We start from the raw sequence: 15951 nt of genomic DNA, 5'->3' as shown, positions 1-15951 counted from the left end.
GCATGTTTTAAATGATTACCATGAACGAAAAGCATATGTTCGAAATTGCTACCATATCTCAAGATTAACAACTAACAATTCCGTATATTAATCCTTGAGGCCAGGTATTCAGCTATCTGTTTGGCTTCCCTCATGCGATGGTTAAATGAAAAGACCACCGTTATGGGTTTAATAAAAAGATGCAGCTTTCTCCAATTCAGCATATTAGAAGGGTTTTTTAATGGATGTTGAGATTAGTTACTGCAATAACATCGATAAAGCTTGTATTACACTATCAGAAAATAAACTTAACATTAAATTCGCTCCGAATGGCACGGGTAAAAGCACTATATCTCGTGCCATTATGCACAGTGTTTCCCGTGATGCCGACGGTCTTAATAGTCTGCTACCGTTTAAGTTGCGAGCGGCGAATCCCAACGACTTTCAGCCCAGTGTAACCGGCACAGAGCAAATTCATGATGTAATGTGCTTTGATGAAAAGTACGTATCTCAGTTCACATTTCAGCCTGATGAATTGATTAGTAACAGCTTTGATATCTTCATCAAAACAGAAGCCTACAACCAAACGGAGCGAGAGATCGACTCGATGGTAATGGCTATCCGGCAGGAGTTCAGCGGTAATGATGAACTTGAGCTATTTATTACACATCTTCAGGAGCTTAGCGGTGCGTTCAAGCTGACAAACAAGGGGTTGTCTAAAGCCTCTACGGGGATGAAGGGGTTGGCAGGTGGTAACAAGCTTCAGCATATTCCCTCTGGGCTGGAGCCTTATCAGCCATTTATTCAGAGTCCTCGTAACGTAGAGTGGATTGAATGGCAGACCAAAGGGTATGAAAATTTCTGCTCGCTCTCGGAGGGGTGCTGTCCTTTCTGTACAGGTGATTCTCACGAAAAAGCAGAACAAATTAGCAAAGTAAGTGCTGAATATGACAAAGCAGTGATCAAAAATCTGGTAGGTATCATCACTGTACTTGATAAATTAGGCGAGTATTTTTCCGAAGCTGCGCGTTCCCGCCTGAGGGAAATAACGACGCTGCAGGGAGGATTGGAGAAAAGGCATGAAGACTATCTTGTTACCGTAAAGCAGCAGACGGAAAATCTTCTGGCCATGCTCTTAACATTAAAGACCCTGAACAGTTTTACTTTTAACGACGCCGGAAATATTCGTGCCTCTTTAGCCTCTTTTCGTTTGGATGTGAAGTATTTTTCCGAGCTGCAGTCTGATAAAACTCTTACCATTATTGGGCGACTGAACGCCTCGTTAGATGGTCTCATTTCCCAGGCTGGTTTGCTACAAGGGCAAATTAACAAGCAGCGCGCTGGCATGCAGCGGCTCATTCAGAAACACAAGAAGGATATCAACACTTTTCTGGCATACGCAGGTTACCGCTATCAGGTAGATATCTCTGGCGATGGAGAACAGTGCCGTCTTAAGCTGCGCCATGTCGACTATACCGACTACCTCAGTGGAGGTAGCCAACATTTGAGCTATGGCGAGCGTAATGCATTTTCGATCGTTCTTTTTATGTACGAATGTCTGGCTCGTAAGCCCAACCTGATTATTCTCGATGATCCTATCTCTTCGTTTGATAAAAACAAAAAATTTGCCATCCTGGAAATGTTGTTCCGCCGTGACTCATCTGAGTGTCTGAAAAACCACACGGTACTGATGCTTACACATGATGTTGAGCCAATCATCGATACTCTGAAGTCGGTGAAGAAGTTGTTTAATAACCAGGTTACTGCATCCTATTTACGTTATAGCACTGGCAAGATAACTGAATTACCTATCCGCGAAAGCGATATTCTGATGTTTGCCCAAATCTGCAAAGTGGTTATCGAATCCAGCTGTGATGACCTGATCAAGCTCATTTATCTTCGCAGGCATTATGAAATCATGGACAATCGAGGTGATGTTTATCAGGTACTTTCTAACTTGTTTCACCGCCGAGAAGAACCAGTCGATACACGCCTACCTCTGATTGAAGGAGCAGGGTACCCGATGATGGACCCGGAGAACCTCCTTAATGGATGCAGTATAATTACTAAAAATATTTTGGGGTTTGATTACGCCCATATGCTGAGCTTGCTGAATGATCCTGAGAAAATCCTTTCGTTATATCGAAGGTGCACGAATGGCTATGAAAAACTTCAGGTGTTCCGACTGTTGGAACCTGAGGCCGATAACCGTGTCATTCGCAAGTTTGTGAATGAAACCTACCATATTGAGAACGAGTTTATCTGCCAACTAGATCCCACGCGATTCGATCTTATCCCGGAATACGTTATTGCTGAATGTGACAGGCTGCTCCTTAATATCGAGGCGACAAACGATGATGCTGAACTGGAAACGGCTTGAGCGTATGATCTAGGTGTAACTCTTCTTAGCAGTGAAGGTGAGTAATAATACTACCTCCTTGGATCCCAAATTCAATTGAGCCTGCTGATAAGCAGGCCTTTTTGACGAGTCCAGAAGCCTCTAAAGTTGGAATATGCGAGACCTGGCGTTTTTTAAACAGCCAGATAGTATCTTTCTGGCCCTGTAATGATATAAAGCTGATTTCCGCTAACAATAAACCCTGTTTAAATATCCAGATAAAAACATTCCTTCTGGGTCAAATGAGTGATACAGTTTCACCCATAAGACCCAATGGAGGCAGTATGTCTGAATTTGAATTACTGGCGCAGGATCTGCTTGAGAAAGCAGCGGCGGAAGAACAACTGCGACAGGAAAATGATAAAAAGCTGCTCGAGCAGGTGCTGGAAATCTATGACCAGAAGTATGTGGCTGAACTGCTCAGAAAAGTTGGTAAAAATGAGTGGAGTCGCGAGACTCTAAATCGCTGGATTAATGGTAAGTGCTCACCTAAGTCGCTGACGTCAGCCGAAGAGGCGCTTCTACGAAAAATGCTGCCGGAAGCGCCTGCACATCACCCTGACTATGCCTTCCGGTTTATTGACCTGTTTGCTGGCATTGGAGGTATACGAAAAGGTTTCGAAACCATTGGTGGTCAGTGCGTTTTTACCAGTGAATGGAATAAAGAGGCTGTGCGCACATATAAAGCCAACTGGTTTAACGATGCGCAGGCACACACTTTCAATCTCGATATTCGGGAAGTCACGCTCAGTGATAAATCTGAAGTACCTGAAAACGATGCCTATGCCCACATTAATGAGCATGTGCCTGATCATGATGTACTTCTGGCTGGTTTCCCCTGTCAGCCGTTCAGCCTTGCGGGTGTAAGCAAGAAAAACTCACTCGGGCGCGCGCATGGTTTTGAGTGTGAGGCTCAGGGAACGCTTTTCTTTGATGTGGCGCGTATTATCCGCGCCAAAAAACCTGCCATCTTTGTTCTGGAGAACGTTAAAAACCTGAAGAGTCATGACAAGGGTAAAACTTTTAAAGTCATCATGGATACCCTCGACGAACTGGGCTATGAAGTTGCGGATGCAGCTGAGGTGGGCAAAAACGATCCTAAAGTTATCGACGGAAAGCACTTTTTGCCTCAGCACCGCGAACGTATTGTTCTGGTCGGTTTCCGTCGTGACCTGAATATTCACCAGGGCTTTACCCTGCGCGATATCTGTCGTTTTTATCCGGAACAGCGTCCGTCATTTGGCGAACTGTTGGAACCCGTGGTTGACAGCAAATATATACTGACGCCGAAACTTTGGGAGTATCTCTATAACTACGCCAAAAAGCATGCAGCTAAGGGTAACGGGTTTGGTTTTGGCCTCGTTAATCCTGAAAATAAAGAAAGCATTGCCCGTACGCTCTCTGCACGCTATCACAAAGACGGGTCTGAAATTCTGATAGACCGTGGCTGGGATATGGCCACTGGTGAAACAGACTTCGCGAACGAAGAAAATCAGGCGCATCGGCCCCGCAGGCTGACTCCGCGAGAGTGCGCACGCCTCATGGGTTTTGAAAAAACAGGTGGCAGGCCTTTTCGCATTCCTGTGTCAGACACACAGTCGTACAGGCAGTTCGGTAACTCCGTAGTGGTGCCCGTGTTTGAAGCCGTAGCCAAGCTGCTGGAACCTTATATCCTGAAAGCGGTTTATGCCGATTCATGCAAGGCTGAACGAATCTGATTGATCTTCCCGGTATTTATGCCGGGAGATTATCTATGAAATATCTGCGTAAAGTCCTGTCAGTTCAGCAATAAACGCACCTAGCGTCATTAGCTCAGCTCTCACTGCTTCTGGGTATTTTTTATGCAGCGATGATGGCACTACCAGTCTGACACCCGCCTCCCGCATCTCCCGATATTGAGCCTGAGATACTCCCTCCTGGAGTGTGAACAGGTGTACCTGATGAATTTTATCGGCCTCATTCAGTATCTGACGCCAGCGATCCTTACAGGTAGTCTTGACTGCCAGCATGCGCAAATTTTCTACGGGAAACTCAGTATTGTGGTAAGCCTCTGCGGAAGGGAAAAGGAAATCGGGTTTTTTATTACCTTCTGTGACGGCCTGCGTAGCAAAGTGTCGTAGGCCGTGCTCAATGAAAAGATGCTCCAGGTGCAGCTCCAGCGACTTCCCGGCTCTGGATTTACGGCGATTGCTGACAGAGTTAGCCAGCGCAATAAATTCATCCACAGAGCCAAAACCTTTCCGGATGATATCCAGAACATGCAGTTCCTCAACCAGCAGAAATATGTCGTACTCCACGCGCCGGCGGTCAAGAAGTTGCTCATCCGGATCAAGGGAATTTTTCACATAATGGCTGGCTGCATACTGAATAATTTCACTTCCAGACGGAAAGCGCAGGTGCCAGTCTTCAGGTAGAACATATTTATGATTTACGGGCGCTTGCTGTAGAGATAATCCGCCAAGAATCTGCCCAGCGTGGCCGGATATAAGCGCTCCGGGTATAACTTCACCAATAGCGGTCTCGATGACGTCCTCTTCATCAGTGCTGGCGCATACCCAGATGTTTACTTCCTTACAGTCCCCCCCTTGCTCATCAAGCCTGAAGGCCAGTAGCGTCAGGGCCCCTGTATTTTCAGGATCCTGAAGTGGGCTGCCTCTACCCCAACGGGTAATCCTTTTTTCATTCCGGGTTTTACCAAAATGACGGCTGTTATAATAAATAGCCCGGGCTTCACTGTCCGGGCAATCATGCGATGACACATGTGCAGTGAGAAAGACCGAAGGGTTCAGTTCGCGGGTATGGTTGATGGACGGAAACAGTTTTTCAACGATACTGGAAGGAATATAAAGCCCGACCTGGTGACCACCTGTTGCGCCGGTATCGTTGGCGGAAAGGCGTTTGATGTAGACGAAGTAATTCTCACCTGTGATATCAAGTAGCCAGTTGTGGAAAACCGACATAAGCATCCTCTGTTAACCCAAAACTCGACCCACCATTTTTTCATAATTATATATAAACAGCCAGAAAGGCTATTACAGGCAATTTGACCTGCTCTGATGTTAGCAATCTATGCTTTTTGCACATAGTGGTCCATTTTTATCCTCCGGACTTACCGGTTAATCTTGCAAGAGCCTGTTCTACTTTTTCAATATCCTGCTCTACAATGACTTTCTCATCAGGTGTGAGCGGGACCTCTTCGAGATAACGCCTGATAGATGTTTTACTCTCCAGCATCAGTCCACGCGCACTGTCTTTCAGCAGATTAAAATCGCAACCAATGCAGGCCATTCTGTGCGGGCAACTGCTCCAGAATGGATTCATACAGAAGGACTCACCAAGGTCATAATAGGTTGCCGGACCAGTAAGCGAGACCGCTTCCGGGTCATGATCGACCAGTACACTTATTATATGGGCGATACTATCAGCCTTTACGAATGACGCCACCAGTTGGGTAGGGCGGATCCGGATGTAATGCAGAGTCGACTGTGGTGTTGAATGACCTGACCACTGCATCAGTTCATACAGTGACATGCCATGTGGCACGCTGGCAAGTGCAGTCAGGGCTGAAGCTCGTCCGCGGTGGCTGGTTATTGTGCCTTTGCTGTCTTCAACCGGCAGGCCGGCTCTGGCACAGAGAACAGGGATAACTGTGCGGTTAATCACATCGCTGCCCGCTGGTTTACCGCGATACTGGAAGAGATAGTGAACTTTTTCACCCGTGCGATCATCATGCAGTTTTGCCTGCTCTACGGGTCGGACATTCAGCCAGATATCAACGTATTTTTTTACAACGACAGAGACGGGTTTGACAAACGCTTTTGACGTTTTTCCGGCCGGAACATTAAGGTAACACAGTGTTCCGGCCGGAACGATACTGCCATCTTCCCTGATAATCTCTTCTGACTGAGGCGTGACGCATTCCATAGTCAGACGCAGGAGCTCATTCTGCCGCAGACCGGCATGGGTCCAGATAACTGCCATCGCCTGAAGCATAGACAGAGGATAATGAATGTCACTGAGCAGGTCCTCATGGCGCAGGTTCAGGCTGGCCCAGATGAGTTTGAGCCAGACGGGATCATCTATTACTCTCGGATTGACGCCTCGGCGAAAAAGTGGTGTGTCCGGTGTGAAGAGGTGGCGGGCAGGGCTGAACTTCAGACGTCCCCATCCCCAGAGTTCGAAGTCGCTCATAAATCGCCGCAGTGAATAGATAAAATTTGCACGTGAATGGGGCATCATTGGTTCCCCGGAGCGTCTGGATTGTCGCCGCCCACGAACAGTACCCAGAGACAGTTCCCCCACCTTCATTCGGCCCACTGCGGCGATGAAACTGGCACATATCTCAATAGACCAGTCCGTTGGAGCCTTCACATCAGGATGTTCCTTTGCCAGCCACAGGCCGCAGCGAAGAATGAAGCTGTACTGATTTTCACGTGTCCTGGGACGCAGTACGGATGTCTCACGCCAGCGTCTGCACCATGCGGCCCATTCCGGACTGATATTTTCGACCGGCTTCTCATACCATTCAGTGTAGTTACGCATGCGTATAGGGTTTGCAATAATGCCAAGGGCCGCAAGACCATGGGAAATTTTCCCGAAGTGTCTTGAAACCTGCTCATCGTGGTGTTGTTGAGCCTGCCAGAGCAGTTTTTCGGTCATGTTTTCAAGCCGGGGATTATCATTGAGTAGCATCAGCAGGCCTAGGGGGGAGGATATTGCATGTCGCAGGTGCCGGGGCGCATAACCCAATGATATCAGTGCTTCCGACAGGCGGTTCAGCTGGTAACGGAACATTGCACTGCCGTAAATGGCGCTGGCGTAAAGCGACGGGGTGTCATCATGGGGGATCTGAAGCGGCGATGCGAAGGGACCGAGATGATATGCAAATGCCATCATAAGTGGTTTACCGCGATGATACTTATCAAACAGGGAGATCCACCGGTCCTTCTTCCAGTTCCAGCAGGGTTGCCCTGCATTCTGCATTTCAGTCAGCATCGCCATAATGACAGTGCGGGTAAGTTTACAGCTGGTGCCACTGTTGTTGGCGATATCCAGCAATGGTGTTATCAGGGAAGAGAGGGCGCCGGATCTGCCATAGTTGCGGGAGCGTTTATGGGGCGTACTTAGCGCTTCTTTTTGCTCAGAACTGAAGCCGACGTGCAGGTCATAATCTGTACGGCAAAAGGGGGCGCATATGAATTCTTTTTCACTCTTGTCTGTCATTATCTCTCTCCGGGCCGAACATGATGGCTGCGATTTTCCGGTCAGTCTCCGCAACAGTCATCGCCATTCTGGCCGCAAGATCTGTACCTGAAAGATGGATATATATCTGCGTAGTGCGCAGGTCCCTATGACCGGCATAGGTTGCGATTTCATGCAGCTTCCATCCCGCCCGGGCAAGGTGTGTCAGCCGCAGGTGACGAAAAGTGTGCGTAGTCAGATATGGCATGCCGGTCTTATCTCCCCACTCGCGAACCGTTTTACTCCAGCTCCAGTATGAAAGCGGTGAACCATAATTTCTGTCTGAAACCGAACGGAACAGTGCTCCGCCAGTAATACCCGTTTGCTTCAGGTTTCTGAGATGCGCTGCCAGAATCGGGGTAATTGCCGGACCGTAGCAAACCATCCGTTCGCGTTTGCCTTTAGTATTTTCGGCGCGGATCCGTATAAGCCTGTGGGCAGGATCGATATCTTCAATAGCTACATTCGTCACCTCATTGCGCCTGAGGGCACCATGATAGGCCAGCGCGAGCATCAGACGATCGCGCAGCGTTCCATCAGAGACATAATTGAGGAGGTGATACCACTGGCTGTCATCCGGAATTCGTGGCAGACGTGTTATTCGCTGAACCACCCCGCGGCCTGCAGAAGGCATGTCGGGTGTCCCTGCCCGGGGTAAAGGGGTCCGGCTAATCACCTCCATGTAAATCAGATAGTCAAACCACAGACGGATAGCAGAAAGGCGAAGCTGAAGCGTTGCGCTGGCTGCAGGATGAGGCATGCCGGGTAACTGGGGGCGAATGTACGCAGCGATGTCTTCAAAGGTTGCCAGCTCAGGTGTTAATTTCCGCTGGCAGCAGAAGTGAAAGAAGTGAGTAAGTGCAGCGCGGTAGGCATGAATTGTCGCCGGTGACCTGCCGAGATCGGATAATAACCCCAACCATCGTTCTGCCAGTGAACTGGCGGGAGTACAGAATAAAGTGGTGAGCATTGTGTTCTCCTTTGTAACCAGGAATCCTGTTCAAAGTTTACACAGAAAATGTTGCATTCCACTTAACTTACTAAAGCTCATAATTGCTTGAAAAAGAATATATTTTCACAGGAAAACTTTCTTTTTTCATCTGGAACCACGGGGTGCCCATTTTGATCCAGGGTTCCGTGACCGTTCCGGGCGCAGTATTGCCGGTGACAAAACCGACGAATGGCTGCAACCCGCCTGCAATGAGATGTACCGCGTCCTGAAAAAAGACGCGCTGATGGTCAGCTTTTACGGCTGGAACCGCGTCGATCGTTTCATGGCTGCATGGAAAAGTGCCGGATTCAGTGTCGTCGGGTATCTGGTTTTCACCAAAACCTACTCGTCTAAATCGGCCTATGTCGGCTATCGCCATGAATGCGCCTATATCCTGGCGAAAGGCCGTCCGGCGCTGCCGCCGAACCCGTTAACGGATGTTCTGGGCTGGAAATACAGCGGCAACCGCCACCACCCGACCGAAAAACCTGTTACCAGCCTGCAACCGTTGATCGAGAGCTTCACACACCCGAACGCCATTGTTCTCGATCCGTTTGCCGGTTCCGGCTCCACCTGCGTGGCCGCCGTCCAGGCAGGGCGCCGTTATATCGGCATTGAGCTGATGGAGCAGTACCACAAAGCCGGAATTGAGCGCCTGTCAGCCGTGCAGCGCGCCATGCAGCGTCCGGCCGCCAACGACGTCTTTTATCCGGAGGCCGCGTAATGAACTATGCCGGACACGAAAAACTCCGCGCAGACGTGGCGGAGCTGGCCAACAACATGAGTGACCTGCGGGACGCGCTGAACGACATGGAGCATCGCTATCGCTTTGATTCCGAAGTGCTGACTGAACGCCTGTAGATCATCCTTTATCTCCGTATGGCATAACCCATCTGAATCCATTAAGCATGACAAAACCTTCTTTATAAATAGCACTTTCAGTAGTACTTGATGTAGAAAATTGATTAGCATTTGTGTTTTTACTTGATATCTATGTGATGTACTGATATTAATTAAAGCGTAAATTATCTAAAACTAGATTTTCAATATGTTATAGGTGGTTCAAATGCCAGGTACTAAGTGTGTTACTGTTCTTACTGCTCGTGGAATTACTGAGATTTTAAAAACAGGTGGTAGCAAAGCCTGGAGACTCAATGCAACCCATGCAGGAAAATGTTCGTATGTTGTTTGCGTTCAGAACTCGAAGATTGATTGGGGAACCCAGGAGGCAAAGCATCACCATGCTTTTATGATTGGCCGTATTTCTGGGATTAGCAGGATTCCAGACCATCCCAAGAAGCGTTGGATAATCAACATTGATTCTTATGCTGAGATTGATATCCCTGACCAATGGGATGGAAACCGGAATCCGGTTTCTTACCGAAACCTTGAGGATATGGGGATAGATCTTGATACTCTCGATTTTAAACCTGTTGGTCATATTGTATCTGGAATAAAACAGACTAGTGGTGACGAATACGATGAGTATGAAGAAGTTGATGTCAGCGATAGACCTTTAAGCCTGAAAGAAGCTAAGGCTGGTCTAGCACTTCATTTTGGCGTCAATGAGGATGACATTCAGATCACTATTAAGGGGTGACCTTTATGGAATCATTCTCTGTTGAGCATTGGTTACCACAGGCTACTGCTGGAGATAGTCAGGCTAGATTTTATTTGGGGAAGATATTCTCATGCGGGCTGGGTGTTCATCAGGATTATAAGCTGGCTATATACTGGTTTCAGCTTGCAGCGGAGCAAGGCCATGATGATGCCCAGTTTAATCTTGGGTGGGTATATCATTTGGGGTTAGGTGGATATAAACATGTCCAAAAAGCGTCTGAATGGTATCAGAAGGCCGCTCTGCAAGGTCATGCAGAGGCTCAGTTTCATCTAGGAAGGCTGTATGCTTTCTCTGATTTAAGAAATGATGGGCTTGCAGTTGAATGGTTTCTCTGTGCCGCGAAGCAAGGCTATAGTAGTGCGCAATTTAAACTTGGCTGGATGTATCATCTCGGTATGGGCGTTGAGCAAAGTGACAGGCAGGCTTTCCATTGGTTTATTCGGGCTGCTGAGCAAGATCATGCAGGGGCTCAGGCATCTCTTGGTGATATGTATAAGCATGGGTGGGGAGTCGAGCAAGACGAAACGATGGCACAGTATTGGTTTCGACTCGCAAGAACAATGCCATAGCATCAAGCCCGCCCTGCGGGCTTTTTTATGTCTGCGCATAATGCGGCGTTATGGTAAATAGCCTATGCTAATGTCCGCTAAGAGCGAAGAGCGGACGTTAGTAATTCTTTTAGACAATCTTCCAGGGAGGTTATGATAAAGATAAACAGCTACAAAGGGAGTGGGCATGACATTGTTTGAGGAATGTAAGGAGCTGCTCAAGGCAGATTTCGATGTTGTGGAAGGGGATGATTTGAGCATGGTAATGGATATTTTTCATCAATATCCATGGCATAGCGGCAATCTCATATGGTCAGAAATGGATTTCTGCGATTATGAACTCACTCATGAGATGTTTAATGGGAGCGACTTAGGCAATGAAACTGTATTTGTCATAGCGGATGATGCCGATGTGCCCGTGTTCAGAACCCATCTACAACTCATTGTCGATAATATCTACGATGTCATCGCCATATCACCTAACCTATTTATTTTTAACGATAAGATAATGATTAAGCCTCTATTTCCTCATGATTTTATACGGTTTAGTCTGCGAAAGTGATGAGCAGAAATACTGACCTGCTCTCTGTTGATCAACTCAGACTGTTGTTAGCAGTGTCCGCTTCTGGCACAGGCTGTGTAAAAACTCGGTTTTTTCAGTATCTGAGGACTAACACCAGCAGGGATGCAAGATATTCCTGATATGGGCTGTATTCGCAGTGATTTGTATGTTGAGGCAAAACGAGACTTTGTGGCTTGATATGGAGTACTAATGGCCAGTTATTAGGAGTTAAAGCGGCCACTGCCGCTAGCTGCATCGTTCTCGCAGCTTAATGGCCAATCCTTCGGCCCCCCAGATGGACATCATCCTCTTCAGGTTATAAGCCAGTACATGCAGACTGATTTCTGTGCTGACGTTTTTAAACCGTTGCGTCAGGAAGTGAGTCGCTCCCATCCACATCTTAATTGTCCCGAACGGATGCTCTACCGTTTGCTTTCGCACGACAGCTGTTTGTGGCGATGCATTAAGCCTGGCTTGCATGTCTTCCATTTCTGCTTCATGAACCCAGCGCCTTATACGCCTCGGATCGCGTTTTGATGTGGTGCACCTTGACCGCTGACTGCAATCGCGACAGGCAATATTGTTAAAGTACATTTGCTGTTCTAAACCATCCTCAACCATCGTAAATCGGTTCTGAAGTTCTTCACCCATCGGGCAAATATAAATATCTTTTTCCTGGTCATATTTGAACAATGAACGATTGAAAAGACCTTTACGGTCAGCGCCAGAGGTATCGCCTTTTGGTACTAAGGCTACGGCACCTAAGTCCTGCGTTGCTTTAATATCTCCCCGGCTGTAATAACCTTTATCAGCCAGTACGGTAATATCCGCTTTGCCAACTGCTTCCTGCGCTAATTTGGTCACCGCTGTTAGCTGACCACGGTCTGGTGTATTCGTTACTTCATGCGCAACAATCAGGTGATATTTAGCATCAACGGCAGTCTGAACGTTATAGCTCACCTGGCGGTTAACATTGTTTATCTTCATTAACCGGGAATCAGGATCTGTCAGTGACAGCTGCTTATCAGGGTGCTGCACAACGGCCTGCTGAATTTTCTTGAGTTCTTTCAGACGCTTTTGCAGCCATGCCAGTTTCGCAGTTGTTAAACATGCATTTTTTTCGGGCTCCGCAGCCTTGTCAGCTTCATCGAGCTTATTCAGGTAAAGAGCAATACTTTGCTCAACCCTTTCAATGTGGCCTTTTGTTTTCTGGGGCGTGAAATTGTTCGATTTGCTGTTTACCGCCTTGAACTTACTACCATCAATGGCAACCACCACATCGGTGAACATCTGCATCTGCCGACACAGATCAATGAAAGTGCGGCAAGCATTTTTGATGCCTTTACCATTGTTTTTTCTGAAGTCTGCAATGGTTTTAAAATCAGGTGTTAATCGTTCAAGTAACCACATCAATTCAACGTTACGATGGGCTTCTTTCTCTAACCCGGCCGCTGCGGCCACAAGGGTTCACTTCGTCTCTGTCCTCACCCGTTCGCACCCTTCACGGCGCATTCAGCCCGTGAAGGGCTTGCGCTGCGGCTTGCGGCATCGCCCCTGCGCCCTCCGCTTTACGCCGGGTTTTTGTGGCGGCACGGCGCAACAGGGTGCCGTATATCAGAGAGGAGAGTGCCATGTCCCGTTTTATCCTGGGTGACTGCGTGCAGGTCATGTCCCGTTTTCCGTCGCGAGCAGTGGATTTTATTCTGACCGATCCGCCGTATCTGGTCGGCTTTAAGGATCGCACCGGCCGCACGCTTGCCGGAGACAACACGCCGGAATGGCTGCAACCGGCCTGCCATGAGATGTATCGCGTGCTGAAAAACGACAGCCTGATGGTGAGTTTTTACGCATGGAACCGGGCTGATTTATTTCTGAATGCCTGGAAAACGGCTGGCTTCCGGATTGTCGGGCATATCGTTTTTGCCAAATCCTATACTTCCAAATCGACATTTGTGGGCTATGCCCATGAAAGCGCCTACCTGCTGGCGAAGGGGAGGCCACAGACGCCGGACCGTTCCATCCCGGACGTGATCCCCTGGAAATATACGGGCAACCGCCACCACCCGACTGAAAAACCGGTGCAGAGCCTGCGCCCGCTCATTGAATCCCTGACCCGACCGGGCGCCATTGTTCTGGACCCGTTCGCCGGCAGCGGCTCCACCTGCGTGGCGGCCGCCGAAGCCAGCCGGCGCTATATCGGCATCGAGATGCTTGAGCAGTATCACGCCGCGAGCGTTCGTCGCCTGGCTCAGGTTGAACGGGCGAGAAGGATGCCGGCGGCCAATGATGCCGGCTTTTATCCCGATTATCCGGAGGCGGCATGAACTATCCGGGACTGGAAGCCCTGCGCGCGGACGTTGCCGCGCTCAGCAACGCCATGTGTGACGTGCGGATGCTGCTGAACCGTCTTGAATCGCAGCACCGGCACGACGCGGCCACGCTCTCTGAACGTATGGCCGCGCAGATCCTGCGCCGGATAAACACCCTTTTACTGGAAGCGTACCGCGAAGCCCTGGTGCTGGACGAAACCTTTCAGGACTGACTGACCACGCCGGGTAATGGCCCGGCCTGTTAAACCAAAAAGAGAGAAGGCAATGTACGGAACCCGTGAAGAACTCTGTGTGAAGCTTGAAAACATGTTCGCTTTTGACGAACCCCTGGTCCTGCTGGTCTGGACGGAAGAGGGGGTTAGCGTGGCCTGCCGTGAAGCCCGGCCTGAACCGGATGAGGCGGAAACCCGCGCCGTGATGAAGGCGATCGGCGAGATGAAAATGACGGAGTACCGCCAGAAGGGAGTAAGTAATCTGACCATCAGCAACCTCCTGAACCGTCAGCGGGAAACGGTAAACAGACAGGTGAGTGTCCCGGCGGCACTCCTGGTCAGTGTTCTGCGTAACTATGAGTGTGAGCTGGAAAACCGGATCGGAATGGCCTGGGAAGCCGGACGGCAGGAGCCGGAATCCGTCAGGGAGGCGCTTAAAAACGTCCACGCTTTACAGGAGGTACTGGCAGCCTGAAAGAGGGCCGGGGTAATGCCCCGGCAACCGATGGCCATCCACTGCGAAAAAGGATGTCAGTGCCTTCCGCTTTTATCCGCCGCAGCCCGCCGGGCCACGTCGGGACGAAAAAATCCCCTGCAGCTGCGTGCGGTGACGGCATACGCCGTGACTTCACTGTAGCCCGGCCGCATCGGCCACAAGGGTTCGCTTCGCCTCCGTCCTCACCCGTTCGCACCCTTCACGGGCATTCAGCCCGTGAAGGCTTTGCGCTGCGGCTTGCGGCGTCGCCCCTGCGTCCTCCGCTTTTCGCCGGTCTGTCGTGTCGTCACGGCGATGCCGGAACCGAGAATATGTTAACCGTGGAGGATGTATGAACCAGACCCTGACCCGTTGTGATGCCGTCCGTCTTGAAGGCGCCCAGAGACTGACCTTTTTACCTGATGTGTTTGGCGGCGACTTTATCACGTCCGAGGCCTCCGTTTATGCCTATGCCAGCCGCTATTGCCCCGAATATGTTGGTGGATTCTGGCATTTTTACCGCCTGCCGGACGGGGGCGGGTTTATGGCTCCGGACGTGGAAAGCATGACCCTGTGCAACCCGGAAAACTGGTTTGAGCAGACCGTCAGCGGGGAAGTGGCAGGGATCATCCTCACGGCACTGGTGCTGAATCACCGCAGCTGGCACCACAGCAACCACGACCGGGAGGAGCTGTGCCGGCACTTCTGCCGCCGTCATGAACAGCTGATGAACTTCATTGATGCCCACCCGGAAAGCGCGACTATGTGGCGTGCACTGGACTGATCTACCGCGGGCGGCGTGCCGCCCGGACACATATGCGCGAAAATGCTGCATGTCTTTTTATACAGGAGTGACATCTGGCAGCGGCGCGGTAAACTGTTTAAAAAAACACAGGAATAAATGCCATGCAGATCAAAGTGGAAGTGAACGGCCTCGTCTAAGACAGCCAGGATAAAGCCTGTAAATGTATTCTGACCGAAAGCCAGGGGAAGGTGTACGCCTTTCTTCAGGTACTGGACGGGTCTGTCAAAAAACAATACTGGGGGGAATACAGCCACGCTAAGCCAGAAGCCTCTGTCAGGGCAATACTGCTAAATGGCGGCAAGTGGCCCAATCTTCCTCACTGAAAAAGAGGCCGCGCAAGCGGCCTTTTTCTTTAGCTGTCTTATGCCTGTTCCTGCCAGCGCGAATGGTGTGGCGTCCGGTCGTTACGTAGCCCATGTGACAGGAATGCTGAACTGCGGCGCCGCCTGTTCGCGCGCTGAAAACCCTGTCATCCCTTCGGGCTGACGGGCTGCAGTGACAGCGCCTGCGGCGCTGCACCTTCGCCCGGAGTCCGGAATAGCATCAGACTCATGCAGGACAACCATGCCAGGGTAAAAACCAGGCCGTATCTGCCGGAAGTCATGTTGTATGCTGATCTGCAGGGTGCGGTGGCCAGCTGGTTCCGTTTGCCCGGGTTAACGGGCAGGCACGGGCTGTGAAACCCGATCAGCAAATTCTCCGGAATATTACACATGGCCCCCTTCGGCTCCTGACCCGCTGCGCGGTCCAGTCGTCGAGCCCCACTCCGCCAGGGCCGCTGCTGCGCAC

General features: G+C 49.9%; 14 protein-coding genes and 4 pseudogenes. 11 read left to right on the top strand and 7 right to left on the bottom strand.

The features are described from left to right. Positions 1 to 220 precede the first annotated feature (220 nt). Both OGY72_RS07710 and OGY72_RS07705 read left to right on the top strand, forming a co-directional pair. Positions 221 to 2359: an AAA family ATPase gene (locus OGY72_RS07710; protein WP_286547523.1), complete on the top strand. Its 2139-nt coding sequence runs from the start codon at positions 221 to 223 to the stop codon at positions 2357 to 2359. A 302-nt stretch (positions 2360 to 2661) separates the two neighbouring features. Further along, positions 2662 to 4095 carry a DNA cytosine methyltransferase gene (locus OGY72_RS07705; RefSeq protein ID WP_045912037.1) on the top strand — a complete coding sequence of 478 codons (1434 nt, stop codon included), beginning with the start codon at positions 2662 to 2664 and terminating at the stop codon, positions 4093 to 4095. A 33-nt stretch (positions 4096 to 4128) separates the two neighbouring features. On the opposite strand, the gene OGY72_RS07700 is transcribed toward OGY72_RS07705, so the two are convergent. From OGY72_RS07700 to OGY72_RS07685, 4 genes and pseudogenes are all read right to left on the bottom strand, one after another. Further along, positions 4129 to 5337, bottom strand: a complete 1209-nt coding sequence (locus OGY72_RS07700) for a type II restriction endonuclease (RefSeq protein ID WP_045912036.1) — start codon at positions 5335 to 5337, stop codon at positions 4129 to 4131. A 136-nt stretch (positions 5338 to 5473) separates the two neighbouring features. Further along, entirely contained in the window at positions 5474 to 7600 is a 2127-nt protein-coding gene (locus tag OGY72_RS07695; RefSeq protein ID WP_286547522.1) for a tyrosine-type recombinase/integrase, read from the bottom strand. Beyond that, positions 7584 to 8588, bottom strand: coding sequence for a tyrosine-type recombinase/integrase (locus OGY72_RS07690; protein ID WP_045912034.1), 1005 nt, complete (start codon positions 8586 to 8588; stop codon positions 7584 to 7586). Before OGY72_RS07690 ends, OGY72_RS07695 begins: the two co-directional genes overlap by 17 nt. A 73-nt stretch (positions 8589 to 8661) precedes the next feature. Further along, positions 8662 to 8754, bottom strand: a pseudogene (locus tag OGY72_RS07685) (hypothetical protein); the annotation flags it as partial. Here OGY72_RS07685 and OGY72_RS07680 point away from each other — a divergent pair. The 5 genes and pseudogenes from OGY72_RS07680 to OGY72_RS07660 all read left to right on the top strand — a co-directional run. Further along, positions 8749 to 9333: pseudogene (locus OGY72_RS07680) on the top strand (DNA methyltransferase); the annotation flags it as partial. The pseudogenes OGY72_RS07685 and OGY72_RS07680 overlap by 6 nt on opposite strands. Next, positions 9333 to 9467: pseudogene (locus OGY72_RS07675) on the top strand (YubE family protein); the annotation flags it as partial. The pseudogenes OGY72_RS07680 and OGY72_RS07675, both read left to right, overlap by 1 nt. Positions 9468 to 9675: 208 nt before the next feature. Beyond that, positions 9676 to 10209 (top strand): hypothetical protein, encoded by a 534-nt coding sequence (locus OGY72_RS07670; protein WP_015059152.1) that lies wholly within the window; start codon positions 9676 to 9678, stop codon positions 10207 to 10209. 5 nt (positions 10210 to 10214) lie between these two features. Continuing rightward, positions 10215 to 10799: a tetratricopeptide repeat protein gene (locus tag OGY72_RS07665; protein WP_117344033.1), complete on the top strand. Its 585-nt coding sequence runs from the start codon at positions 10215 to 10217 to the stop codon at positions 10797 to 10799. Between the two features lie 166 nt (positions 10800 to 10965). Then, positions 10966 to 11340, top strand: coding sequence for a CDI toxin immunity protein (locus OGY72_RS07660; protein WP_117344007.1), 375 nt, complete (start codon positions 10966 to 10968; stop codon positions 11338 to 11340). Between the two features lie 246 nt (positions 11341 to 11586). Here OGY72_RS07660 and OGY72_RS07655 read toward each other — a convergent pair. Together OGY72_RS07655 and OGY72_RS07650 are read right to left on the bottom strand one after the other, a co-directional pair. Then, positions 11587 to 12801: pseudogene (locus tag OGY72_RS07655) on the bottom strand (IS1182 family transposase); the annotation flags it as partial. Between the two features lie 40 nt (positions 12802 to 12841). After that, positions 12842 to 12973 (bottom strand): hypothetical protein, encoded by a 132-nt coding sequence (locus OGY72_RS07650; RefSeq protein WP_255508642.1) that lies wholly within the window; start codon positions 12971 to 12973, stop codon positions 12842 to 12844. Between OGY72_RS07650 and OGY72_RS07645 the strand changes: the two genes are divergently transcribed. The 4 genes from OGY72_RS07645 to OGY72_RS07630 all read left to right on the top strand — a co-directional run bounded on the left by OGY72_RS07645 (position 12972) and on the right by OGY72_RS07630 (position 15141). Continuing rightward, a complete protein-coding gene (locus OGY72_RS07645) occupies positions 12972 to 13664 on the top strand; it encodes a DNA methylase (RefSeq protein ID WP_117344009.1) in 693 nt (230 codons plus the stop codon). The two genes, OGY72_RS07650 and OGY72_RS07645, sit on opposite strands and share 2 nt — an antisense overlap. Then, the gene (locus tag OGY72_RS07640; protein ID WP_286547521.1) at positions 13661 to 13882 is read left to right on the top strand and encodes a YubE family protein; all 222 of its coding nucleotides are present in this window, start codon (positions 13661 to 13663) and stop codon (positions 13880 to 13882) included. The genes OGY72_RS07645 and OGY72_RS07640 overlap by 4 nt, the downstream gene beginning before the upstream one ends. Before the next feature lie 52 nt (positions 13883 to 13934). Beyond that, positions 13935 to 14357, top strand: a complete 423-nt coding sequence (locus OGY72_RS07635; protein WP_117344011.1) for a DUF1380 family protein — start codon at positions 13935 to 13937, stop codon at positions 14355 to 14357. 352 nt (positions 14358 to 14709) lie between these two features. Then, positions 14710 to 15141, top strand: a complete 432-nt coding sequence (locus tag OGY72_RS07630; RefSeq protein ID WP_117344014.1) for an antirestriction protein — start codon at positions 14710 to 14712, stop codon at positions 15139 to 15141. A 490-nt stretch (positions 15142 to 15631) separates the two neighbouring features. Here the strand turns inward: OGY72_RS07630 and OGY72_RS07625 are convergent, their stop codons facing one another. Next, a complete protein-coding gene (locus OGY72_RS07625; protein ID WP_255508641.1) occupies positions 15632 to 15766 on the bottom strand; it encodes a hypothetical protein in 135 nt (44 codons plus the stop codon). Positions 15767 to 15951: the final 185 nt, after the last annotated feature.

Source organism: Citrobacter sp. Cpo221, assembly GCF_030332345.1.
Taxonomy (GTDB): Bacteria; Pseudomonadota; Gammaproteobacteria; order Enterobacterales; family Enterobacteriaceae; genus Citrobacter; species Citrobacter portucalensis.
Note: the sequence above shows the minus strand (reverse complement) of the source record. Positions and strands in the feature narration are given on the sequence as shown.